General features: G+C 69.0%; 27 protein-coding genes and 3 tRNA genes. 7 read left to right on the top strand and 23 right to left on the bottom strand.

All coding sequences use genetic code 11. The features are described 5' to 3' along the window. The 11 genes from Q9R27_RS02245 to Q9R27_RS02195 all read right to left on the bottom strand — a co-directional run bounded on the left by Q9R27_RS02245 (position 1) and on the right by Q9R27_RS02195 (position 8,567). Positions 1 to 828, bottom strand: a complete 828-nt coding sequence (locus Q9R27_RS02245; RefSeq protein WP_311250689.1) for an ABC transporter permease — start codon at positions 826 to 828, stop codon at positions 1 to 3. 4 nt (positions 829 to 832) lie between these two features. Further along, positions 833 to 1,618 (bottom strand): ABC transporter permease, encoded by a 786-nt coding sequence (locus Q9R27_RS02240; protein WP_311250688.1) that lies wholly within the window; start codon positions 1,616 to 1,618, stop codon positions 833 to 835. Positions 1,619 to 1,631: 13 nt separating this feature from the next. Next, positions 1,632 to 2,588, bottom strand: a complete 957-nt coding sequence (locus Q9R27_RS02235; RefSeq protein WP_311250687.1) for an ABC transporter ATP-binding protein — start codon at positions 2,586 to 2,588, stop codon at positions 1,632 to 1,634. 345 nt (positions 2,589 to 2,933) lie between these two features. Continuing rightward, the gene (rplL, locus tag Q9R27_RS02230; RefSeq protein ID WP_311250686.1) at positions 2,934 to 3,326 is read right to left on the bottom strand and encodes a 50S ribosomal protein L7/L12; all 393 of its coding nucleotides are present in this window, start codon (positions 3,324 to 3,326) and stop codon (positions 2,934 to 2,936) included. 94 nt (positions 3,327 to 3,420) lie between these two features. After that, positions 3,421 to 4,083 carry a 50S ribosomal protein L10 gene (gene rplJ / locus Q9R27_RS02225; RefSeq protein WP_311250685.1) on the bottom strand — a complete coding sequence of 221 codons (663 nt, stop codon included), beginning with the start codon at positions 4,081 to 4,083 and terminating at the stop codon, positions 3,421 to 3,423. A 260-nt stretch (positions 4,084 to 4,343) separates the two neighbouring features. Beyond that, positions 4,344 to 5,189, bottom strand: coding sequence for a hypothetical protein (locus Q9R27_RS02220; RefSeq protein WP_311250684.1), 846 nt, complete (start codon positions 5,187 to 5,189; stop codon positions 4,344 to 4,346). Positions 5,190 to 5,935: 746 nt separating this feature from the next. After that, positions 5,936 to 6,649: a 50S ribosomal protein L1 gene (gene rplA, locus Q9R27_RS02215; RefSeq protein ID WP_311250683.1), complete on the bottom strand. Its 714-nt coding sequence runs from the start codon at positions 6,647 to 6,649 to the stop codon at positions 5,936 to 5,938. 94 nt (positions 6,650 to 6,743) lie between these two features. Further along, positions 6,744 to 7,172 carry a 50S ribosomal protein L11 gene (rplK, locus tag Q9R27_RS02210; protein WP_311250682.1) on the bottom strand — a complete coding sequence of 143 codons (429 nt, stop codon included), beginning with the start codon at positions 7,170 to 7,172 and terminating at the stop codon, positions 6,744 to 6,746. Positions 7,173 to 7,290: 118 nt separating this feature from the next. Next, on the bottom strand, positions 7,291 to 8,094 hold the full coding sequence (nusG, locus tag Q9R27_RS02205; protein ID WP_311250681.1) for a transcription termination/antitermination protein NusG: 804 nt from the start codon (positions 8,092 to 8,094) through the stop codon (positions 7,291 to 7,293). A 94-nt stretch (positions 8,095 to 8,188) separates the two neighbouring features. Next, positions 8,189 to 8,437: a preprotein translocase subunit SecE gene (gene secE, locus Q9R27_RS02200; RefSeq protein WP_311250680.1), complete on the bottom strand. Its 249-nt coding sequence runs from the start codon at positions 8,435 to 8,437 to the stop codon at positions 8,189 to 8,191. A gap of 57 nt (positions 8,438 to 8,494) precedes the next feature. After that, positions 8,495 to 8,567: transfer RNA gene (locus Q9R27_RS02195), tRNA-Trp, on the bottom strand. A gap of 187 nt (positions 8,568 to 8,754) precedes the next feature. Between Q9R27_RS02195 and Q9R27_RS02190 the strand changes: the two genes are divergently transcribed. The 4 genes from Q9R27_RS02190 to Q9R27_RS02175 all read left to right on the top strand — a co-directional run bounded on the left by Q9R27_RS02190 (position 8,755) and on the right by Q9R27_RS02175 (position 11,989). Next, the gene (locus Q9R27_RS02190) at positions 8,755 to 10,047 is read left to right on the top strand and encodes an aminotransferase (RefSeq protein ID WP_311250679.1); all 1,293 of its coding nucleotides are present in this window, start codon (positions 8,755 to 8,757) and stop codon (positions 10,045 to 10,047) included. Between the two features lie 90 nt (positions 10,048 to 10,137). Further along, a complete protein-coding gene (locus tag Q9R27_RS02185; protein ID WP_311250678.1) occupies positions 10,138 to 11,181 on the top strand; it encodes an adenosine deaminase in 1,044 nt (347 codons plus the stop codon). Next, a complete protein-coding gene (locus Q9R27_RS02180; protein WP_311250677.1) occupies positions 11,178 to 11,585 on the top strand; it encodes a DUF4190 domain-containing protein in 408 nt (135 codons plus the stop codon). Before Q9R27_RS02185 ends, Q9R27_RS02180 begins: the two co-directional genes overlap by 4 nt. Then, positions 11,582 to 11,989: a DUF4190 domain-containing protein gene (locus Q9R27_RS02175; protein WP_311250676.1), complete on the top strand. Its 408-nt coding sequence runs from the start codon at positions 11,582 to 11,584 to the stop codon at positions 11,987 to 11,989. Before Q9R27_RS02180 ends, Q9R27_RS02175 begins: the two co-directional genes overlap by 4 nt. 3 nt (positions 11,990 to 11,992) lie before the next feature. Here Q9R27_RS02175 and Q9R27_RS02170 read toward each other — a convergent pair whose 3' ends face one another. The 10 genes from Q9R27_RS02170 to Q9R27_RS02125 form a co-directional block, all read right to left on the bottom strand. Then, complete coding sequence (locus Q9R27_RS02170; RefSeq protein WP_311250675.1) at positions 11,993 to 13,021, bottom strand: UDP-N-acetylmuramate dehydrogenase; 1,029 nt, start codon at positions 13,019 to 13,021, stop codon at positions 11,993 to 11,995. Further along, positions 13,014 to 13,415 carry a MaoC/PaaZ C-terminal domain-containing protein gene (locus Q9R27_RS02165; protein ID WP_311250674.1) on the bottom strand — a complete coding sequence of 134 codons (402 nt, stop codon included), beginning with the start codon at positions 13,413 to 13,415 and terminating at the stop codon, positions 13,014 to 13,016. The genes Q9R27_RS02170 and Q9R27_RS02165 overlap by 8 nt, the downstream gene beginning before the upstream one ends. After that, on the bottom strand, positions 13,412 to 13,819 hold the full coding sequence (locus tag Q9R27_RS02160) for a MaoC family dehydratase N-terminal domain-containing protein (protein WP_311250673.1): 408 nt from the start codon (positions 13,817 to 13,819) through the stop codon (positions 13,412 to 13,414). The genes Q9R27_RS02165 and Q9R27_RS02160 overlap by 4 nt, the downstream gene beginning before the upstream one ends. A gap of 181 nt (positions 13,820 to 14,000) precedes the next feature. After that, complete coding sequence (gene rpmG, locus Q9R27_RS02155) at positions 14,001 to 14,171, bottom strand: 50S ribosomal protein L33 (RefSeq protein WP_109510176.1); 171 nt, start codon at positions 14,169 to 14,171, stop codon at positions 14,001 to 14,003. A gap of 38 nt (positions 14,172 to 14,209) precedes the next feature. Continuing rightward, positions 14,210 to 14,283 (bottom strand) — tRNA-Met (locus tag Q9R27_RS02150). A 49-nt stretch (positions 14,284 to 14,332) separates the two neighbouring features. Then, a tRNA-Thr gene (locus Q9R27_RS02145) sits at positions 14,333 to 14,405 on the bottom strand. Between the two features lie 98 nt (positions 14,406 to 14,503). Then, positions 14,504 to 15,907, bottom strand: a complete 1,404-nt coding sequence (locus tag Q9R27_RS02140; protein WP_311250672.1) for an amidase — start codon at positions 15,905 to 15,907, stop codon at positions 14,504 to 14,506. A 181-nt stretch (positions 15,908 to 16,088) separates the two neighbouring features. Continuing rightward, positions 16,089 to 16,796 carry an LrgB family protein gene (locus tag Q9R27_RS02135; protein ID WP_311250671.1) on the bottom strand — a complete coding sequence of 236 codons (708 nt, stop codon included), beginning with the start codon at positions 16,794 to 16,796 and terminating at the stop codon, positions 16,089 to 16,091. Further along, positions 16,793 to 17,146 carry a CidA/LrgA family protein gene (locus tag Q9R27_RS02130; protein ID WP_311250670.1) on the bottom strand — a complete coding sequence of 118 codons (354 nt, stop codon included), beginning with the start codon at positions 17,144 to 17,146 and terminating at the stop codon, positions 16,793 to 16,795. The genes Q9R27_RS02135 and Q9R27_RS02130 overlap by 4 nt, the downstream gene beginning before the upstream one ends. Positions 17,147 to 17,170: 24 nt before the next feature. Beyond that, positions 17,171 to 17,389 (bottom strand): flavin reductase, encoded by a 219-nt coding sequence (locus Q9R27_RS02125; RefSeq protein ID WP_311250669.1) that lies wholly within the window; start codon positions 17,387 to 17,389, stop codon positions 17,171 to 17,173. Positions 17,390 to 17,419: 30 nt separating this feature from the next. Here Q9R27_RS02125 and Q9R27_RS02120 point away from each other — a divergent pair, with 30 nt between their 5' ends. From Q9R27_RS02120 to Q9R27_RS02110, 3 genes are all read left to right on the top strand, one after another. Next, complete coding sequence (locus Q9R27_RS02120; RefSeq protein ID WP_311250668.1) at positions 17,420 to 17,611, top strand: hypothetical protein; 192 nt, start codon at positions 17,420 to 17,422, stop codon at positions 17,609 to 17,611. A 119-nt stretch (positions 17,612 to 17,730) separates the two neighbouring features. Further along, the gene (locus Q9R27_RS02115) at positions 17,731 to 18,726 is read left to right on the top strand and encodes a pirin family protein (protein ID WP_311250667.1); all 996 of its coding nucleotides are present in this window, start codon (positions 17,731 to 17,733) and stop codon (positions 18,724 to 18,726) included. A gap of 121 nt (positions 18,727 to 18,847) precedes the next feature. Next, positions 18,848 to 19,942 carry an alkene reductase gene (locus tag Q9R27_RS02110; RefSeq protein WP_311250666.1) on the top strand — a complete coding sequence of 365 codons (1,095 nt, stop codon included), beginning with the start codon at positions 18,848 to 18,850 and terminating at the stop codon, positions 19,940 to 19,942. 30 nt (positions 19,943 to 19,972) lie between these two features. On the opposite strand, the gene Q9R27_RS02105 is transcribed toward Q9R27_RS02110, so the two are convergent. Together Q9R27_RS02105 and Q9R27_RS02100 are read right to left on the bottom strand one after the other, a co-directional pair. Beyond that, on the bottom strand, positions 19,973 to 20,515 hold the full coding sequence (locus Q9R27_RS02105) for a hypothetical protein (protein ID WP_311250665.1): 543 nt from the start codon (positions 20,513 to 20,515) through the stop codon (positions 19,973 to 19,975). Between the two features lie 31 nt (positions 20,516 to 20,546). After that, positions 20,547 to 21,743, bottom strand: a complete 1,197-nt coding sequence (locus Q9R27_RS02100) for a homogentisate 1,2-dioxygenase domain-containing protein (protein ID WP_311250664.1) — start codon at positions 21,741 to 21,743, stop codon at positions 20,547 to 20,549. Positions 21,744 to 21,778: the final 35 nt, after the last annotated feature.

The raw sequence follows: 21,778 nt of genomic DNA, 5'->3' as shown, positions 1-21,778 counted from the left end.
TCAGCCCGCCAACCTGACCGTGGTCGTGGTGCCCCAGATCGCCATCGAGAGGAAGAGGTCGACCACGCTGATCGCCACGATCGAGGTCCGTACGGCGCGACCGACCGCCACGCCCACCCCGGCCGGGCCGCCACTGGCGTTGTAGCCGTGGTAGCAGTGGATCAGGATCACCGTGACCGCGAAGACCATCACCTTGCCGAACGACCACAGCACGTCGCCGGGTGGCAGGAAGAGGGTGAAGTAGTGGTCATAGGTGCCGGCGCTCTGGCCGAAGAACTGGGTGAGCGTCAGCCGGGTCGCGAAGTACGACGACAGCAAGCCGACGACGTACAGAGGGACCACCGCGATCAGGCCGCCGATGATCCGGGTGGTGACCAGGAAGGGCAGCGACGGGATCGCCATCACCTCGAGCGCGTCGATCTCCTCCGAGATCCGCATTGCGCCCAGTTGTGCGGTGAACCCGCAGCCGACTGTCGCGGCCAGGGCGATGCCGGCCACCAGCGGTGCGATCTCGCGGGTGTTGAAGTAGGCCGACAGGAAGCCGGAGAAGGCCGCGGTGCCGATCTGGTTCAGCGCCGCATAGCCCTGCAGGCCGACCTCGGTGCCGGTGAAGAAGCACATCGCCAAGATGACGCCGACGGTGCCACCGATCACGGCCAGCGAGCCCGAGCCGAGGGTGACCTCGGCCAGGATCCGCAGGATCTCCTTCTTGTAGCGCGCCAGCGTGCGCGGCGTCCAGGCGAGCGCCTTGAGGTAGAAGCTCAGCTGGTCACCGAGGGTGTCCAGGAACTGTGCGGGCCGCTCGTAGGCGGCTTTCAGGTTGGCCACGGCGTCAACCTGTCTTCGGGGGGACGAGCTGCAGGTAGATCGCGCTCATCACGAAGTTGACGACGAACAGGAGCAGGAAGGAGATGACCACGGACTCGTTGACCGCGTCGCCGACGCCCTTCGGGCCGCCTCCGGCGTTCATCCCCTTGTAACAGGCGACGATGGCGGCGATCAGCCCGAAGACCAGCGCCTTGGCCATCCCCTGCCACAGGTCTGGAAGTTGTGCGAGCGCGGTGAAGCTCGCCAGATAGGCGCCTGGGGTCCCGTCCTGGAGCACCACGTTGAAGAAGTAGCCGCCCATCACGCCGACCACCGAGACCAGTCCGTTGAGGAAGAGCGCGACCAGCATGCAGGCCAGCACCCGCGGCACGACCAGGCGCTGGATCGGGTCGATGCCCAGCACCATCATCGCGTCGAGTTCCTCGCGGATCTTGCGCGCCCCCAGGTCCGCGGCGATGGCGGATCCGGCAGCGCCGGCGATCAGCAGCGAGGTGGCGATCGGGCCCGCCTCGCGGACCACGGCCAGGACCGAGGCGGACCCGGTGAAGGACTGTGCACCGAACTGCTTGATCAGGCCGCCGACCTGCAGCGCGATCACCGCGCCGAACGGGATCGCGACCAGGGCGGTCGGGATGATCGTCACTGACGCGATGAACCAGGCCTGCTGCAGGAACTCCCGCAGCTGGAAGGGTCGCCGGAAGAGCGCGCGCACGACATCGAGGGCGAAGGCAAAGAGCTTGCCCGCGGTCCCGATGGGCGCGAACACCCGGGAGCTGGTCAGTGAGGACATGGTGGAGCTCAGGTCAGGAACCCGGAGCCAGGCCGGCGTTGGTGGTCTGGAAGGAGCCGGGAGGAGGGGTGATGCCGTTGGCGCGGCACCACTCACCGGGCGCACGCTGGCTGCGGCGCGGGATGCCGTTGGACGGCTCGAGCTGGAGCGGGATCGGCGGCAGCGGCGGCATCTCGATGTCCTTCTCCGCAGCCAGTTCGTCGGCGTCCTTTTCCTCGGACATGCCGATCGGGCCGACCGTCTGCGCGTTGAGGAACTGGCGGACCACCGGCTCCTCGGAGGAGAGGAGCATCTCGCGGGGACCGAACATGGCCAGGTGCTTGTGGTAGAGCAGGCCGATGTTGTCCGGCACCGTCCGGGTCGAGTTGATGTCGTGGGTCACGATCAGGAACGTCGCGTCGATCTGCGCGTTCAGGTCGATGAAGAGCTGGTTGATGAACGACGTACGGACCGGGTCCAGGCCGGAGTCCGGCTCGTCGATCAGCAGGATCTCGGGGTCGAGGACCAGCGCGCGGGCCAGGCCGGCACGCTTGCGCATACCACCCGAGATCTCGCCGGGCAGCTTGTCCTCGGCGCCCAGGAGACCGACCAGGTCCATCTTCTCCATGACGATGTTGCGGATCTCGGTCTCGTTCTTCTTCGTGTGCTCACGCAGCGGGAACGCGACGTTGTCGAAGAGGTTCATCGAGCCGAACATGGCGCCATCCTGGAAGAGGACGCCGAAGAGCTTGCGGATCTCGTAGAGGTCCTTCTCCGAGCAGGAGGCGATGTCGGTGCCCTCGATCAGGATCGAGCCGGAGTCGGGCTTGATCAGCCCGATCAGCGCCTTGAGGAAGACCGACTTTCCGGTTCCGGACGGCCCGAGCATGACCGAGACCTCACCTGCGGGGATGGTCAGCGTGACGCCGCCCCAGATCAGTTGCTTGCCGAAGGACTTGGTCAAATCGTTGATGTTGATCTCAACGCCCATGGTGTTCGTTTCTCCCTCTCGCGCGTTCGGGACGTGTGTCGCCGGGCCCGGCGCACACGTCTTTGCGCCAACCTCGCAGGCACAACGGATGCGTGCGGGATAAGTTACGGCGTTTTGCGACCGCCGTCACGTGGCGACCGAGGGGCGACCAGGGATTTCTACTCTCGAGTAGGCCTGCTGGCGACCCACCCCTCGTCGAGTCGGCGTCAGTTGACGCCCACTCGACGGCGTACGGCGTCAACACGTGCCGCCTCGGCGAAATGCACGACTGGCGGCCTCCCGTGTCGGGGAGACCGCCAGTCGAGTGACCCCGGCGCCGCGCTCAGCGCGACGCCGGGGTCGGCATCACTTGAGGGTGACGGAGGCGCCGGCGCCCTCGAGGGCTTCCTTCGCCTTGTCAGCGGTGGCCTTGTCGACCTTCTCGAGGATCGCCTTGGGGGCGGACTCGACGAGGTCCTTGGCCTCCTTCAGACCGAGGGAGGTCAGCGCCCGGACCTCCTTGATGACGTTGATCTTCTTGTCGCCGGCGGCGTCGAGGATCACGTCGAACTCGTCCTGGGCCGCAGCGTCGTCGCCACCGGCACCGCCAGCGGCCGGCGCACCGGCAGCGGCAACGGCAACGGGGGCAGCGGCGGTGACGCCGAAGGTCTCCTCGAACTGCTTCACGAACTCGGAGAGCTCGATGAGGGTCATTTCCTTGAACGCGTCGAGCAGCTCGTCAGTGCTGAGCTTCGCCATGGTGGCGCTTCCTTTCAGTTCTGGTCCGTCCTCGGGTGCTGAGGGGACCGGGTTTCAGGTGGTGTACGTCGGTCTGTTCCGGCAGGTGCCGGGATCAGGCCTCGGTGGTTGCCGGAGTCTCGGCGTCTTCGGCCGATGCCGGTGCCTCGGCGGCGTCCTCGGAAGCGGGGGCTTCCTCGGCTGCTGCCGGTGCTTCCTCAGCGGCGGCCGGCTCACCGGCACCACCTGCGAGGATCGAGGGGTCGCTCTCGGCCTTCGCCTGCAGGGCGCCGGCGAGCCGGGCAGCCTGCGAGAGCGGGGCGTTGAGCAGGTAGACGGCCTGGGAGAGCGAAGCCAGCATTGCGCCGGCCAGCTTGCCCAGGAGCACCTCGCGCGACTCGAGGTCGGCCAGCTTGGCGACCTCCTTCGCGTCGAGGAACGCACCGTCGAGCACGCCGCCCTTGATGATCAGGGCGGGGTTCGCCTTGGCAAAGTCACGCAGACCCTTGGCCGCCTCGACCACGTCGCCCTCGATGAAGGCGATGGCGGTCGGGCCGGTCAGCAGGTCGTCGAAGCCTTCGATGCCGGCCTCACGGGCGGCGATCTTGGCCAGCGTGTTCTTGACCACGGCGTAGTTGGCGTTCTCGCCGAGGGAGCGCCGCAGTTGCTGCAACTCACTCACGGTGAGACCGCGGTAATCGGTCAGCACAGCACCGGCGGCGTTGTTGAACGAGTCAACGACCTCCGCGACGGCTGCTGCCTTGTCTGGCCGCGCCATGTGGTCTCCTTCCGAACTACGTCAGCGAGACCACCGGTTCGGCGGACACCGGGCCCGGAAACGACGAACGCCCCGGCACAGGCTGCCAGGGCGGGGCCGGGATCCGGCTGATGCTCTGTCACCTGCGCAGGCCGCCCGCTGTCGCGGACCTTCGGACGACTCCTCCGACTGTTGTCGGGCTCGTCGACCACCGGCGGTCTCTGGTTACGGTGCAGGAGTCTAGGCCCGCGCCGTGGACGCGGGCAAATCGGCCGCCGCTCTCACTGCCTGCCGGCCAGTTCCGGCGGCGTCTCGGTGGTCACCTGGTCGGCCGGAGGTGCCTCGATGTCCACCTTCTCGCCGTACAGAACATAGAAGAGCGTCGTCTCCAGCCGCTGTCCCCCACCCTCCACGGCGGTCTCCACCCGGACCGGCCGGTCATCGGCGTCGACCCACATGTCCATCTCCATCGGCGTGGCCTCCGTGCCAGCCACGTTTTCCCCGGGCGGGTCGAGCGTGAGCCGATAGTGGACCGCGGTGACGGTGGTCCCCTCCTCCGCCGTGGCGACATCCTCGACACCCACCACCTCGAAGGAGCGGAACTCCTTCAGGGAGGAGAGAAACCGGGTCGGGTCGGCGGCTTGGGCCAGCCAGGTGACCAGTTGCCCGGCCTCGCCGTCCGGCTCGACCTTCCACCACGGCGTCTCGGTGCCGCTGAAGCCCTTCACATAGAAGTCACCACCGATGTAGAGCGCCTCGACCGTGCCGACACCCGAGTCGAAGACCGTCCGGATCGCGGGATCGTCGCCAGCCAGGGAGACCTGTTGCACCGAGGGCTGCATCGAACGGCCATCCACCGTGGAGACCGAGAGGACGTTCCAGGTGCCGGCCGCACGTTGCGCCGCGATGACGGTCTCGAAGAACTCGTCCGAGGCGATCGAGGTCATCCCCTGCTCGAGCTCGCGGGCCGGGACGGAGACCGGGCCGCCCTCCTCGTTGCCGGCGTCGTCGCCGGAGCCACCCTGGAGGACCAGGAGCAGCAGGACACCGAGCACCAGGACAGCGGCGGCCGCGGCTTGCAGGGCCGTCGAGCGCGGGAGGGCGGACTGGCGTGGGCGTGCTGGCATGCGGGTAAGTGAAGCATGCGCCCCACACACCGAGCGACATGCAGTTCCGACGTACGATGCCTGCTCCCCCGCTCAGCGCGGGCCGGCGCGTGGCGAACTGCATGTCTTTCGGTACGCCACCCCGCGGGCCAGCGCCTCGATGACCTCCTCCGGGGCGAACATCACGTCCTCCCAGACGAAGCGCAGCACCAGCCATCCCCGCTCGTCAGCCAGGCGCAGCGCCGGGTGTCGGAGCGGAACATCTGCTTCGGAGCCTGGAGGTGGAGGACTCGACCTCGACCACCATCCGCAGGTCCGGGTCGCAGCAGTCGCAGGCTGAGCTCCCAGAAGAGCGCAGCGCTGCGCCTCGGCACCACCCCGCTGAGCCGATGGGCCTCCTGCCATCCCCCGGCCAGGCCCGGGACGGCGTACCTGCCGCCCCCGCAACGGACGATCGCGCCACGTGCCACCGCCCGGTCCGGGTCCGGGCGTGAGCAGTGGCCAGCAGTTCGGCGGTGCTGGCACAGCCGCCGAGGTGGAGCAGTACGTCGCGGGGGTCCATCGTTCGAGTCTGGTCGGTCGCGGCGGCCGGCGCGGTGGTTCTCCACTGGGGTGCGGGCGCCGAACGACATGCCGTTCCGACGTGCGACGGGTGCTCACCTGCTCAGCACGGGCCGGCCGAACTGCCTTCGGCGCGCGGTCCCCCGCACACAAATGCCGACAGGGGCGGAACCCTCGCGGGTCCCGCCCCTGTCAGGAGGAACGGATCAGGCCTCGTCCTCGACGGCCACGTTCCGGGTCCGGTTGGGGTCAACCTGGATGCCGGGGCCCATCGTGGTGGAGACGGTGACCTTCTTGATGTAGCGGCCCTTGGAGCTGGCCGGCTTCAACCGGAGCACCTCGTCGAGCGCCGCGGCGTAGTTCTCCGCAAGCTGGACCTCGGTGAAGGAGGCCTTGCCGATGATGAAGTGCAGGTTCGCGTGCCGGTCGACCCGGAACTCGATCTTTCCGCCCTTGATGTCGGCAACGGCCTTGGCCACGTCGGGGGTGACGGTGCCGGTCTTCGGGTTCGGCATCAGGCCACGGGGACCGAGCACGCGACCGAGGCGGCCGACCTTGCCCATCATGTCCGGCGTCGCGACGACGGCGTCGAAGTCGGTCCAGCCACCGTTGACCTTCTCGATGAGCTCGTCGCCACCGACGATGTCGGCGCCGGCCTCACGGGCGGCCTCGGCCTTGTCGGCGTTCGCGAAGACCAGGACCTTGGCGGTCTTTCCGGTGCCGTGCGGGAGGTTGACCGTGCCACGGACCATCTGGTCCGCCTTGCGCGGGTCGACACCCAGGCGCATGACGACGTCCAGGGTCTCGTCGAACTTCTTCTTGCTGGTGTCCTTGGCGATCTTGATCGCGGCCAGCGGGGCGTGGAGTTCGTCCTTGTCGAACTTCTCCGCCGCCGCGCGGTAGGTCTTGCTGCGCTGCATGTGCTTCTCGTTTCTGTGCGAAGTCGTGGTGATCGGGCCAGCGCGGCCCTGCCACTCGAAGTGCTGGTCTCACCGATGCCCGGGAGGGGCCGGATCAGGGAGTCTCGACGCCCATCGAGCGGGCGGTGCCGGCGACGATCTTCATCGCGGCGTCGATGTCGTTCGCGTTGAGGTCGGGCAGCTTGGTCTGCGCGATCTCACGGACCTGGTCGGCGGTCAGCTTGCCGACCTTCTCCTTGAGCGGGGACCCGGAACCCTTCTTCAGGCCAGCGGCCTTCTTGATCAGCTCGGCAGCCGGAGGGGTCTTGGTGATGAAGGTGAACGTGCGGTCCTCGTAGATGGTGATCTCGACGGGGATGACGTTGCCGCGCATCGACTCGGTCTGCGCGTTGTAGGCCTTGCAGAAGTCCATGATGTTCACACCGTGGGGACCGAGTGCGGTACCCACCGGCGGAGCCGGAGTTGCTGCGCCAGCCTGCAGCTGCACCTTGACCAGCGCAGCGATCTTCTTCTTGGGAGGCATTGCTCTTCTCTTTCTTCGTGTGGTCATGACGGGGGTTGGACCCCCTGCCACTCTTACCTGTTGTCACCCGGCCCGCACTGGCACCGGATTTCCCGTCCCCGGACTCCCGGGGTCGGGCTCAAACCTTCTGGATCTGGTTGAAGCTCAGCTCGACCGGGGTCTCCCGGCCGAAAATCTCGACCAGGGCCTTGACCCGCTGCGACTCGCCGTTGATCTCGGTGATCGTGGCGTGCAGCGTGGCGAACGGACCATCGACGACCATCACCGAGTCCTGGACCGCGAAGTCCACGACCTCGACGGTCTTGCGGGCCGGGGCCGCACCACCAGTGGCCGGTGCACCCGACTCGGAAGCAGCAGCCTGGGCCTCGGCCGCGGCGATCACGGCGGGGGCCAGCATGTTCTCCACCTCGGTCATGCTCAACGGCACCGGTTGGTGGCTGTGGCCGACGAACCCGGTCACCGACGGGGTGTGGCGCACGGTGGACCAGGACTCGTCGGTCAGGTCCATCCGGACCAGGACATAGCCGGGGAGGACGGTGCGCTTGACCAGCTTGCGCTGCCCGTTCTTGATCTCTGCGACCTCTTCGATGGGGACCACGATCTCGTGGATGTAGTCCTCCATGTTGAGGGAGATGATCCGGTTCTCCAGATTGGCCTTCACCCGGTTCTCCATGCCGGAGTAGGTGTGTACGACGTACCACTCGCCCGGCTTGGCCCAGAGCGCGCGACGGAACTCCTCCAGCGGATCGTCCTCGGTCTCGGCGTCCCCGGCCGGCTCGTCCGTCTCGACCGCAGCGTCACCGTCGACGGCTTGGTCGACTACCTGGTCCGACTCGTCCGTGGGGCCGACGACTGGGTCGACCTGCTCGACAGCCTCAGCTGCTGCTTCGTCGTACTGCTCCGACACGTGATGCTCCGTCATTTTCGTAGTGCTTGCGGACCCGCCCACCCGGTCTTCGGCGGGGCGATGCTGCGGGCCGCGGCCTGCAGCATGACCCACCGGGTGGTGCGTCGTGCTATTGGGTGGTGTTCCTTGCGAAGATCCTGAACACGAGTTCACCGAAGCCCAGGTCCAGCAACGACACCAACGCCATCACGGCGCACACGAAGACCAGGACCACGATGAAGTAGGTGACCAACTCCTGCTGGGTCGGCCAGACCACCTTGCGCAACTCGGCGACGACTTGCTTGAGGAAGGTCAGGACACCCGCCCGCTCCCGCTTGTCGCTGGAGCCGCGCGCTGCGTCACTGTCCGACACGCTCATCACCCTTCGTCGTGCATCAGTTCTTCATCGTGCTCGGTGTTGCCATTGATCATCGTGCAGGGCACGAGGGACTTGAACCCCCAACCTTCGGTTTTGGAGACCGATGCTCTGCCAGTTGAGCTAGTGCCCTCCGGTGGCCCGTGACAGCCGGCGCCGGTCCGCGAAACTTCCGCGAGGGCATGGCTGAGCATGGGTGGGATCCACCAAACGAGGAGTCTACGCGGAAGGACAACCCATCGTCCAAACGGGCAGTGCCACCCCTGCCCGGCACCCGGAACCCGGGCGCTCGCGCGGAGCCGGCATGGAACACTGTGCGCGTGACCGAGACGAACCAGCCCTCCACCCCCCTGGCCGCGCGTACGCCCGAGGAGATCGCCGATTTCCTGACTGCCCAGCGCACGGCGTACGAGCAGTTGAAGGAGGCCGGGCTGAAGCTGGACCTGACTCGCGGTAAGCCCGCCCCGGCCCAGCTCGATCTCTCCGACCGGCTCCTGTCCCTGCCCGCCGACCCGATCACGGCCTCGGGCGTGGACACCCGCAACTACGGCGGGCTGGAGGGCATCACCGAGTTGCGGGAGATGTTCGCCGACCTGCTCTGGGTCGAGCCCGAGCAGGTCGTCGCCGGCGGCAACTCGTCGCTGGTGATGATGCGCGAGGTGCTCGTCGACCTGTGGCTCAAGGGCGCGGTCGACGGCGAGCGTCCCTGGAGCCAGGAGGAGAAGGTCACCTTCATCTGCCCGGTCCCCGGTTATGACCGCCACTTCACCCTGCTCGAGTGGTTCGGCATAGGCATGGTCACCGTGCCGATGCACGAAGACGGGCCCGACGTGGAGGCGGTGGCCCGCCTGGCCGCCGAGGACCCGAGCATCAAGGGCATCTGGATCGTCCCGACGTACGCCAACCCGAGCGGCTCCATCGTCAGCCAGGAGGTCGCCGAGCGGCTCGCCTCGATGCCGACCGCGGCGCCGGACTTCAAGATCTTCTGGGACAACGCCTATGCGTTCCACCACCTGACCGAGGACGAGGCGAAGAGCGCCGACGTCCTCTCCCTCGCCTCCGCTGCCGGGCACCCGCACCGGCCGATCATGTTCGCCTCCACCTCCAAGATCACCTACGCCGGCGCCGGGGTCGCCTTCCTGGCCGCCTCGACCGAGAACGTGAAGTGGTACACCTCCCACCTGGGCAAGGGCGCGATCGGCCCGGACAAGCTCAACCAGTTGCGCCACCTCGAGTTCTTCGGCACCCCCCAGGGCGTGCGCAACCACATGGGACGTCACCGCGAGATCATCGCCCCCAAGTTCGCCGCCGTGGACGAGGCGCTCACCGCCCGGCTCGACGGGCTCGAGGTGGCGACCTGGACCCGGCCCACGGGTGGTTATTTCGTCAGCCTGGACGTGCTCGACGGCACCGCCTCGCGGGTCGTGGAACTGGCCCGGGAGGCCGGGATCGCGCTCACCCCGGCGGGCTCGTCCTTCCCGCACGGCGAGGACCCCCGGGACCGCAACATCCGCCTCGCGCCCACCTTCCCGAGCCTCCAGGACGTCAGCACCGCCATGGACGGCGTCGCCACCTGCGTGCTCGTCGCCGCGGCCGAGTCGCTCCTGGGCTGAGCCCGCGGGGGCGCGGCGCGGGCGCGGCCCGGGCACGGCGAGCGGGCATGCGTACGCCGCCAGCACCGCACCGGCGCTAGCCTGCACCCTGTGCGAGACCAACGGCGCGACCTGACCAGCCTGCCCAAGGCGCACCTGCACCTGCACTTCACCGGATCGATGCGCCACGGCACGTTGCTGGAACTGGCCGAGCGCGACGGGATCGCCCTGCCCGACTCGCTGGTCACCCAGTGGCCACCGCAGCTCTCCGCGGCGGACGAAAAGGGGTGGTTCCGCTTCCAGCGGCTCTATGACGTGGCCCGCTCCGTGCTGCGCACCCCCGACGACGTACGCCGGCTGGTCCTCGAGGCTGCCGAGGACGACGTGCGCGACGGCGGACGGTGGCTGGAGATCCAGGTCGACCCCAGTGGGTACGCCGCGCGCTTCGGCGGGATCACCGCCTTCACCGACCTGGTCCTGGACTGCGTGCGCGACGCCAGCGAGCGCACCGGCCTGGGCATCTCACTGGTGATCGCGGCCAACCGCACCCGCCATCCGCTCGATGCCCGCACCCTGGCCCGCCTGGCAGCGCAGTACGCCGGCCGCGGGGTGAGCGGATTCGGGCTCTCCAACGACGAGCGCCGAGGCGACACCGCCGACTTCGCACCCGCCTTCGCGATCGCCGAACGCGCCGGCCTGCTCCTGGTCCCGCACGGCGGCGAACTGGCCGGGCCGTCCAACATCCGCCTCTGCCTGGACCAACTCCACGCGGGGCGCCTGGGCCACGGCGTACGGGTGGTGGAAGACCCTGCCCTGCTCGACCGGGTCGCTGCCGACGGCGTGGCCCTGGAGGTCTGCCCCGTCTCGAACGTGGCACTGGGCGTCTACAGCGACCTCTCCTCGGTGCCGCTGCCCCAGCTGATGGCGGCGGGGGCCACGATCGCGCTCGGCGCGGACGACCCGTTGCTCTTCGGTTCCCGGCTGGAGGGCCAGTACGCCACGATGCGCGCGGCCCACGACCTCAGCGATGCCCAGTTGGCCGAACTGGCCCGGATGTCGTTCCGCGCCTCACGCGCCCCGTCGGACGTGCTGGACCGGGCGCTTGTGGATATCTCGCGCTGGGAGTCGACATCACCTGACACGATGGAGCCATGAGCACCCCGAACGATCCGGACGAGCAGGGCGCATTCGAGCCGCCGGCCGCCGCCTGGCCCCCGCCACCCCCACCGGGCTGGGGCGTCCCGCACCAGCCCGGCTACGCGCCGTACCAGTACGTGCCGCCGCCCCCGCCGCACCCGGCCGCCTCCACGTCGCTGACGCTCGGCCTGATCAGCCTGATCGGCGGGATGCTCTGCTACGTGCCGATCCTGATGGCCCCCTATGCGCTGATCCACGGGCGGCGGACGGTCCGCGAGATCGACGCCGAGCCGGGGCGCTGGTCGGGGCGCGAGAGCGCCAGCGCCGGCTACATCCTGGGGATCATCGGCACCGTCATCCTCGCCCTCGGCATCCTGGTCACCGTGGGCGTGGTGACCCTGCTGGTGGTGATGGACGCATGAGCCACGACGAACCCACCCGCCAGCACCAGCCGGGATACGGTCCGGGCGCTCCGCCGTACGGCGCACCCCAAGGCTTCTACCCGGGCTACGGCTACACCGGCTACGCCTACCTGCCGCCACCCGCACACCCGTCCGCAGGGACCGCTATGGGACTGGGCCTGACCGGCCTGGTCGGTGGCATGCTCTGCGGATTCCTGTTCGTGGTGGCCCCCTTCGCCTGGGCGACCGGCGCCAGGGTGGTCCGCGAGATCGACGCCGAGCCCGGTCGTTGGTCGGGGCGCGACTCGGCCCATGCCGGGATGGTGATGGGGATCGTCGGCACCGTGCTGCTGCTCCTGGCCGTGCTGGCGGTGATCGCCGTGATCGTGCTGGCCATCACGATGCCGGAACTCTTCGAGGAGTGACCGTCAGAGCGAGCAGCCCACCAGGACCGGCTCGTTGACCAACCGGACGCCGAAGGCGAGTTCCACCCCGTCGCGCACCTCGAGCGCCAGGGCCAACAGGTCGGCGGTGCTCGCCCCGCCGCGATTGGTCAGGGCCAGGGTGTGCTTGGTGGAGAGGCTGACCCGCTCGTTGCCGTGTCCCTTGGCGAAGCCGGCGTGCTCGATCAACCAGGCGGCGCTGGTCTTCACCCGGCCGTCCGGATGTTCCCAGCGCGGGGCGTCCTCCGGCAGCGCGCGTGCTGCTGCGGGGTCGAGGATGGGGTTGGTGAAGAACGAGCCGGCACTCCAGGTGTCGTGGTCTGCCGGGTCGAGGACCATCCCCTTGCCGCGGCGCAGGCGCAGCACCTCACGTCGTACGTCGCCGAGCAAGGCCTGCTGGCCGACCTCGACGCCGAGCGCCCGGGCCAGTTCGGCGTACCCGATCGGGGCTCCGTGGCGCCCCCGCGGCAGCCGGAAGGTGACGTCGAGGACCAGGTGGCGGCCCGGGTCGGCCTTGAACCGGCTGTGGCGGTAGCCGAACGAGCACTCGGCGGTCGGGAAGACCCGCACCCCCTTGAGCTTGCGGTCCCAGACGCGCACGTGGCTGATCGTGGTGGCCACTTCCTGGCCGTAGGCGCCGACGTTCTGGATCGGCGTCGAGCCGACGGCTCCGGGGATGCCGGAGAGTGCCTCGACCCCGACCCAGCCAGACTCGACGCAGTGGTTGACGAAGTCGTCCCAGGCCTCTCCCGCCGCTGCGGTGACCAGGACGTGGTCGTCGTGCTGTTCCAGGCCGATGCCACGGGTGGCGACCTTGACCACGGTGCCGGAGAACCCCGCGTCACCGACGACCAGGTTGCTCCCGCCCGCGACCAGGAGCAGCGATTCGCCGGCGGCATCAGCAGCGGTGACGGCATCGATGAGTTGTTGCTCGGAGGTGGCCATGACGAAGCGGCCCGCGGGCCCGCCCAGGCGCAACGTGGTGTGGTCGGCGAGCAGCACCGGCTCAGACACGGACGATCGCCTTGGGCAGGCCGAGCACCTTGGTCCCCTCGCACGTGACGGTGAGCGCGATCGTGGCGAGCCCGTCGGCGACCTCCTTGACGGTGCCGGCGACCTCCAGCCGGGTGCCCTGGTCATCGTCGGGAACCACGACCGGGTTGGTGAACTTGCCACCGAGCTCGACGGTGCGCCCCGGGCCGGTCCACGTGTCCACAGCCCGGGCGACCAGGGCCATGGTGAACATGCCGTGGGCGATCACTCCGGGCAGGCCGACGGCGGTGGCGACCCGGTCGGACCAGTGGATCGGGTTGAAGTCACCACTGGCGCCCGCATAGCGGACCAGGTCGGCGCGGGTGATCGTGAAGGCCTGGGGGTCCAGTTCCGCGCCTGCCTCGAGGAGGCTCATGCTGTCGCCTCCTCGCCGCGGTGGACCAGCGTGGCCGTCGTAGAGCAGACCAGGTGGCCCTCGGCGTCGGTGACCTCGCTGCGGGTGCCGATGATGTCGTTGCCGCCGATCTGGCGCAGCGACGCGACGGTGAGGGTGGCGGTGAGCACATCGCCGGGCACGATCGGCCGCTCGTAGGCGAAGCGCTGCTCGCCGTGGACGATGCGGTGCAGTTCGACCTGCTCGGCTGCCAGGAAGGCGTTCATCGCCTCGAAGGCGAGCACGATCGGGAAGGTGGTCGGCACCGGCCCCCCGTCGTACGACGTCCCCGCGGCGGCGGCGAACTCGCGCACCTTCTCCGTGGTGACGGTGTAGGGCCGGGTCGGGGGAAACTCGCGCCCCACCAGCGACGGGTCAACAGGCATGGTCGAACGCTAGCAGCGCCGCCCCAGCCCGGGACTCGTGCGGTGGTGTTGACGGGAATGGGGCGCACAGCACTACTCCAGTGACGATAACCCCGCATTGCAGCTGGAACGGGGCGCTGGGAAAGCGCTGAGGGCGGCCCCCGTCAGGGAGGCCGCCCTCAGGCGAGGTACCGCGCTGGGATCAGCGGGTTTCCTTGTGCTCGGTGTGCTTGCGGCAACGCGGGCAGAACTTCTTCATCTCCAGGCGGTCCGGGTCGTTGCGCCGGTTCTTCTTGGTGATGTAGTTGCGTTCCTTGCAGTCGACGCACGCAAGCGTGATCTTCGGGCGAACGTCAGAGCTCTTGCTGGCCACGGCTAGTCCTTCTTTGGTGGTTGGTGCGTCGATCAGAGTAGCGGGGGCGGGACTCGATCCCGCGACCTCACGATTATGAGTCGTGCGCTCTAACCAGCTGAGCTACCCCGCCTCGGGAGGGAGTGCCCGCCGGTCTTGCGACCGACGGTCCTCAAACCCAGAGCCCCTTTACGGAATCGAACCGTAGACCTTCTCCTTACCATGGAGACGCTCTGCCGACTGAGCTAAAGGGGCGCAGCGACAGTGAAGAATACACAGCACCCCGCAGGAAACAGAAATCGGGTCCACGGGGTCTTCCTCACACCACCGCCAGGCGCCTGACGCAGCCGCGATCAGGCCCCCTGGATCCGGGCGAACGGACGTGCTTCCTCCAGTTCCAGGGCCAGTTCCAGCAGGGTCGCCTCACGGCCCCGACCAGCCCCGAACATCATCCCGATCGGCATGCCGGTCGACGTGATCGCCAGCGGCAGCGAGATCGCCGGGTCGCCGGTGGCGTTCTGCAGCGGCGTGAACGCGACCCAGTCCATCAGCCGCTCGATGATCTCCTCATAGGAGTTGGTCGGGTCGAGGTGGCCGACCTGCGGGGTGGTGTGCGCGACGGTCGGGGTGAGCACCACGTCGTACTGCTTGTGGAAGCGTGCCGAGACCTTCCCCGAGGCGGCGACGCGGGCGATCGCCAGCGGCAACCGGTACAGGTTGCGCGCGCAGTGGCGGTCCAGGCCGCGGGTGAGGTTGTCCAGCTGGGCCTTGTCCCAGGTCTTGCCGTGGGTACGCCGTCCGGTGCGGACGATGAAGAAGGCCAGCAGCGACCAGTAGAGCAGGAAGTCGTCGGCGAAGTAGTCGGGCACGGGCGGGGTGATCTCCTCGACCTGGTGGCCGAGTTCCTCGAGCAGCGCGGCCGTCGCCCGGGTCGCCCCGGCCATCTCGGGGCTGGCCACCCGCCCCACCGATTCGGTGGTGAAGGCGATCTTCAGCCGCTTCTTGCCGGGGCGGGTGATGTCACCGATCGGGGCCAGCTTGAGGTTGCGATAGACCTTCTCCGCCTCGCGGTAGAACGCCGCGGTGTCACGCACCGACCGGGTCAGTACGCCGTCGGCGACGATGCGCACCGGCATGTCGCGCATCAACTTGTCCTGGGCGAGGCGGTTGCGGGTCGGCTTGAGCCCGACCAGGCCGGTGGAGGCAGCCGGGATCCGGATCGATCCACCTCCGTCGTTGGCGTGCGCGATCGGCAGCGCACCAGCCGCGACCAGCGCTGCGGAACCGGCCGAGGAGGCCCCCGCAGTGAAGTCGGTGTCCCACGGGTTGCGCACTGCGCCGAGGCGGGCGTGCTCCGCCGAGGCACTGAACCCCCATTCGGACAGTTGCGACTTGCCGAGCACGACCAGGCCGGTGGCGCGATACATCCGGGCAAAGTCCCCATCAGCCTTCGGCGGCTTCGCGACGAAGGCGTCACTGCCGTGCTGGGTCGGCATCGCGGCGACGTCGGCGTTGTCCTTGACCAGGGTCGGGATGCCGGAGAAGAAGCCGCCGCGGGGTGCCGCGGCCTCCGCGCGGGCCGCGTCGTACGCCGGGTGGGCCACCGCATTCACCGCGGGGTTGACCGCCTCGATCCGGGTGATGGCGGCCTCGACCACCTCGGCCGGCGAGATATTGCCTGCCCGGAGTTGTTCGACCAGTCCGACGGTGTCGTGGTCGCCCAGGGCGTCGTCGGCGAAGGAGTGCACACGTGTCATGCGGGCCAAATTACAGGCAGGTCGCCGGCTGCGGCAGGGTGTCCGTCCCTAGCCCGGCACACCTCGTTCCTCGGCGTACCTCCAGCTCACTCCTCGCTCAGTCCGCACCACCGCGGCCGAGCCTGCGGGGCTCGTCTCCGGCACACCTCGTCCCTCGGCGTACCTCCAGCTCACTCCTCGCTCAGCCGAGCAGGTGGATCACCAGCGGCACCAGCAGGCTGGTGGCCAGCGCGCTGAGCCCCATCGAGAGCCCGGAGAAGGCCCCCTCCACCGGATGCTCGGCCAGCGCCCGCGAGGTGCCGATCCCGTGCGAGACCGCGCCGATCGCCAGCCCGCGGGCACGGCGGTCGCGGATCCGGAGCAGGTTCAGGATCGAGGGGCCGGCGACGGCTCCGATGATGCCGGCCACGATGGTGAAGACCGCGACCAGCGCAGCGACACCGCCGACCTGCTCGGTGATGGCGATGGCGATGGGGGTGGTGGCCGACTTGGGCGCCATGGTCAGTTCCAGGTCACGGTCCCCGCCGAGCGCGCGGACCAGGAGTACGCCGGCACTGATCGAGACGAAGGCACCGAGCGGGATCGCGACCAGCATCGGCACCACCAGTTCCTTGAGGTGATGTGCCTGTCGGTGTAGCGGGACGGCCAGTGCGACCGTGGCCGGGCCGAGGAAGAACGCGATGACCGACCCACCGATCAGGTACTGCTCGTAGTCGATGTCGAGCAGCCACAGGGCAGGGCCGATCAGCAGGATCGCCACCAGGACCGGCTGCACCAGGGGATGGTCACCGCTGAGCCGTTTGAGTTCGCGTCCGATCCGGTAGCCGAGCAGGGTCAGGAAGACGCCGGTCAGTGGCGAGGTGCGCAGGTAGTCGAGGACCTCGCTCATCGCACCGTCCCCTTGCGCCGGGTGAACAGCACCACGGTCCAGCCGACCACGGCCAGTCCGGCCAGCCAGGAGAGGAAGAGTCCGCCGATGATCGGCAGGGCGTCCGAGCGGAGCACAGCGAGATAGGTCACCACGCCGACGCCGGCCGGGACGAAGAGGAGTTGCAGGTGGCGCAGCAGCGCGTCGGAGACCCGGAAGACGTTCGCCGACTCCGGCGGCTTGACGATGGAGAGCGCGATGAAGAGGAGGACCATCCCGATCACCGGGCCGGGCACCGGCAGCTCCAGCCCGCGGGCGATCACCTCGCCGACCAGTTGGCAGCCGACCAGCCACAGGATCCCGTTGAGCACGGCGGCAACCCTAATATGCCGGGTTCAGGAGGGGCGCTTCACCGAGATCGCCTCGGGCGGCAGGCCCCACTGGCTGCCGCCGAGCCGGGTCAACGGAGCCAGCCGGTCGATGCGTGGCCGCCCCTCCACGAAGGCCTCCGCACGCACGGTGATCGCCACGACACGGCCCAGGACCAGGGTGCTGTCGCCGACCTCGATCGTGGAGTGCAGGACGCACTCGATGGAGGCGGGCGCGTCGGCCACCGCCTGACGGCGACCCGTTCACTCGGCTCGGTGGCGATCTCCAGGGCCTGGGCCTCGTCGACGTCGGCCGGGTACGTCGCACTGGTGGCGTTGACCTGTTCCAGTTGGGCGAGGATGTGCTCGGCGACGCGGACCTCACCGCTGGCGAAGCGCAGCGGCTTGCAGTACGGGATGGCGAAGGGAATCGCCTCGATCCGGCTGATCTTCATCGGTTCTCCATGACCTGGCTCACGTCTGGTTGCCTGCGCAGGCTAGGTCTCCCGATTGATACAACACAATGACTTCTTTCCTCGCCATTGAGACATGCTGCGTCATTGTCTGTGCCGGGGCACACTGTCCCCATGACCAACCCGGAGCCGGATCCCCAGGAAGTGATCTGCACCAGCCATGACGGCGGAGCAGCGGTCGAGGTGCTCACCCCACGCGACGTACCGCTGGGCGGCCCCCGCGCGATGCTGGTGCGTCGTACCCTCCCGCAGCGGCAGCGCACCCTGATCGGCGCCTGGTGCTTCGTGGACCACTACGGCCCCGACCACGTGGCCGACAGCGGCGGGATGACGGTGACCCCGCACCCGCACACCGGCCTGCAGACGGTGAGCTGGCTCTTCACCGGCGCCATCCGCCACAAGGACAGCGTCGGCAGCAACGCACTGGTGCTGCCCGGCGAGGTCAACCTGATGACCGGCGGCCGCGGGATCAGCCACTCCGAGATCTCCACCCCGGAAACCGACATCCTGCACGGGGTGCAGCTCTGGGTGGCGCTGCCCGAGCACGCCCGCCACACCGAGCCCACCTTCGAGCACTACGCCCCCGGGGAGCTCACCGGCGATGGGTGGCACGGTCGGGTCTTCCTCGGCTCCCTGCTCGGCGACACCTCACCCGTGGTGACCCACACTCCCCTGCTCGGCGCGGAACTCCATCTCGACGCCGGCACCACCCTGGACCTGGACGTCGACGCCACCTTCGAGCACGGCGTGCTGGTCGACACCGGATCGCTGACGGTGGCTGGCGAAGAGGTCAAGCAGGGAGAACTTGCGTACGTCGCACCCGGCTGCGCCACGCTCGCGCTCACCGCGCATGACGACGTACGCATCGTGCTGCTCGGCGGACCCCCGTTCGGCGAGTCGATCGTGATGTGGTGGAACTTCATCGGCCGCAGCCACGAGGAGATCGTCGGCTACCGCCAGGAGTGGCAGGACCAGATCACCCGCGACGGCGCTGTCGTCGTCGACAGCCAGGACGTCGCCCCGGGACGCTTCGGCACCGTCATCGACGACCACACGACTCCGATCCCGGCCCCGCCGATGCCGAACGTGCGCCTGCGCGAACGGGGCTGAGTCCGCGCCCGGGGTTGTCGTGTCGGTTGCTGGCATGGGGTGACGGTGGACGACACGTCAACGGCACCCTCCGACGCGTCGCTACGGGAATAGCGACCGGACACGCGGGGTTGGCAACGGCGTGACCCCTGGACTCTTCGATCCCCTCGACCTCGGCGCCGTGCGCCTGCCCCACCGTGTGCTGATGGCGCCGCTCACCCGGATGCGGGCCAGCCAGCCCGGCGACGTGCCGAACGAGATCATGCGCGACCACTACGCCCAGCGCGCCGGCGCCGGCCTGGTGATCAGCGAGGGCACCCAGGTCTCGCCGGAGGGCAAGGGGTACGCCGACACCCCCGGCATCCACAGCGCCGACCAGGTGGCCGGATGGCGGGCAGTCACCGACGCGGTCCACGCCAACGGTGGCCTGATGGCCGCCCAGTTGTGGCACACCGGCCGGGTCAACCACGAGTCCCTGCACGGCGGTGAACTGCCGGTCTCGGCGAGCGCGATGGAGTTCCGGTGCCGCACCTCGCTCAAGGACGCGGACGGCACCGTGGTGCGCGCCAACTGCCCGACCCCACGTGCCCTCGACACCGAGGAGATCCCGCGCCTGGTCGAGGACTACCGCCGTGCTGCCCGCAATGCGATGGACGCCGGTTTCGACCTGGTCGAGGTGCACGGCGCGCACGGCTACCTGCTGCACCAGTTCCTGGCCGCACCGAGCAACCAGCGCACCGATGCCTATGGCGGCTCGCTGGAGAACCGGGCCCGGTTGCTGCTCGAGGTTGTCGACGCGATCGCGGCCGAAGTGGGGGCGGACCGGGTCGGCGTGCGCCTCTCCCCGTTCGGCACCTTCAACGGCCTGGACCCGGCCGATGACGGCGAGTCCGGCCTGTACGCCGCCAACGCACTGTCCAGCCGTGGCCTGGCGTTCCTGCACCTCTCCGAGCCGGACTGGACCGGGGCTCCCGCGCTCGACGACGACTTCCGCAAGCAACTGCGGGCGGCGTACGACGGGGTGATCGTGGGCGCCGGTGCGTACGACGTCGCGAAGGCGGAGCGCCTGCTGGCCGACGGGCTCATCGATGCGGCTGCGTTCGGGCGGCCCTTCATCGCCAACCCGGACCTGCCGCACCGCCTGGCCAACGGCCTGCCGCTGGCGGAGCCGGACAAGACCACCTTCTATGGCGGTGGCGCTCGCGGCTACACCGACTACCCGGCGTACGACGGCTGAGCGCGACGCACCTCCACCGCACTCCTCGGATCAGTCGGTGCTGACCTCCACCGAGTCGATCACCTGGTCGGCGACATCCGATCCGGGCTCGCCGATCGCTGTCACCCGCGCCTGGCTGCCGTCGTCGAACTCGGCCACCAGAACCCGTAGGCTGCGCTCGGCCTCGACCCCGTCGGGGCCAGCCATCGTCGCCTCGAACTCGACGAGCCATGCGTCGACCGCGCCGTCGAGTTCGAACTGCTCGGGCTCGACCTTGCCGGTCTGCATCGTGGCCATGGCGCTGATCGCGACTGACTTGGCGTTCTTCTCTGCTGACTGACCCGACGTCTCCGCGACGAGCACTTCCAGCCCGCCCATGGCGGCGCCGTCGATCTCCTCCGAGCGCCACAGGTAGCCGCCCTCGGTGTCGGGCTCCGCCTCGGTCCAGTCCGGCGGGATGGCGATGCTGAGCGGACCGGCCTCGACCCGCTCCCAGCCATCCGGCGTCTCGTCGTCGCTGCCGGAGCAGGCCGCGAGTCCGAGCAGGGGGAGCAACAGCAGGAGGATGAGGTGTCGTCGCTTGGGGGCCATCATCGCTGGGAAGCCCCCGGGCCAAACCCGCTCCTCACCCGGGTGGGGTGTCCTCGGCCCAGGTCCAGGCATAGGCGTCGTCCTCGCAGGCGCGTCCGCCCTCACCGATCTCGAGCGGGGCGAAGGTGTCGACCATGACCGCGGATTCGTCGAACGCTTCGGCTCCCAGCGAGGCCTCGATCGCGGACGGCTGCGGGCCGTGGGCGTGGCCGCCCGGGTGGAGCGAGACCGAGCCGATCCCGATCCCGGAGCCCTTGCGCGCCTCGTAGTCGCCGGCGACGTAGAACATCACCTCGTCGGAGTCGACGTTGGAGTGGTAGTAGGGCACCGGGATCGCCAGCGGGTGGTAGTCCACCTTGCGCGGCAGGAAGTTGCAGATCACGAAGTTGTGGCCCTCGAAGACCTGGTGCACCGGCGGCGGTTGGTGCACCTTGCCGGTGATCGGCATGTAGTCCTCGATGTTGAACGTCCACGGATAGAGGCAGCCGTCCCAGCCGACCACGTCGAAGGGATGCGTCGGGCAGGTCATCCGGGTGCCACCGATCCCACCGGGCAGCCCGGGCACCCGGTGCTTGACCAGCACCTCGACGTCGGTGCCGGCGCCCTCCACCAATTCGGTCGGCCCGTGCAGGTCGCGCTCGCAGTACGGCGCGTGCTCGAGGAACTGCCCGAAGCGGGACAGGTAGCGCCGCGGCGGGGTGATGTGGCTGTTCGCCTCGATCACGTAGAGGCGGCTGGGCTCCGCCGGCAGCCAGCGGTGGGTGGTCGCCCGCGGGATCAGCACGTAGTCACCGGCGCGGTAGTCGAGGCGGCCGAAGACCGTCTCCACGGCCCCCGATCCGCTCTCCACGAAGGTGCACTCGTCGCCGATCGCGTTGCGATAGAGCGGGGAGGTGGCGGCAGCGACGGCGTACGAGATGCGGACGTCGTTGTTGCCCAGCACCAGCCGTCGCCCCTGCACCGCGTCTGTGGTCGCCGGGTCGAAGTCGAGGTCGTGCAGCCTGAGGTGGCGCGCCTTGAGCGGATGGTTCGGCGTACGCGCCTGGTCGGGCAACTCCCACACCTCGGCGTCCCGCAACGCCGACGGTACGCCGCGGTGGTAGAGCAGCGAGGAGTCGGAGGAGAACCCCTCCTCCCCCATCAGTTCCTCGCGGAAGAGGCGCCCGTCCGCGTCGCGGTGCTGGGTGTGCCGCTTGCCCGGGACCGAGCCCATCCGTCGGTAGTGCGCCATCGCCACCCTCCTTGAACCGTTCGATCATCGGACAT

It is taken from the genome of Nocardioides sp. AE5 (assembly GCF_031844485.1).
Classification (GTDB): Bacteria; Actinomycetota; Actinomycetes; order Propionibacteriales; family Nocardioidaceae; genus Nocardioides.
The sequence above is the reverse complement of the archived record's forward strand: the minus strand, read 5'-3'. Positions and strand labels throughout refer to the sequence as shown.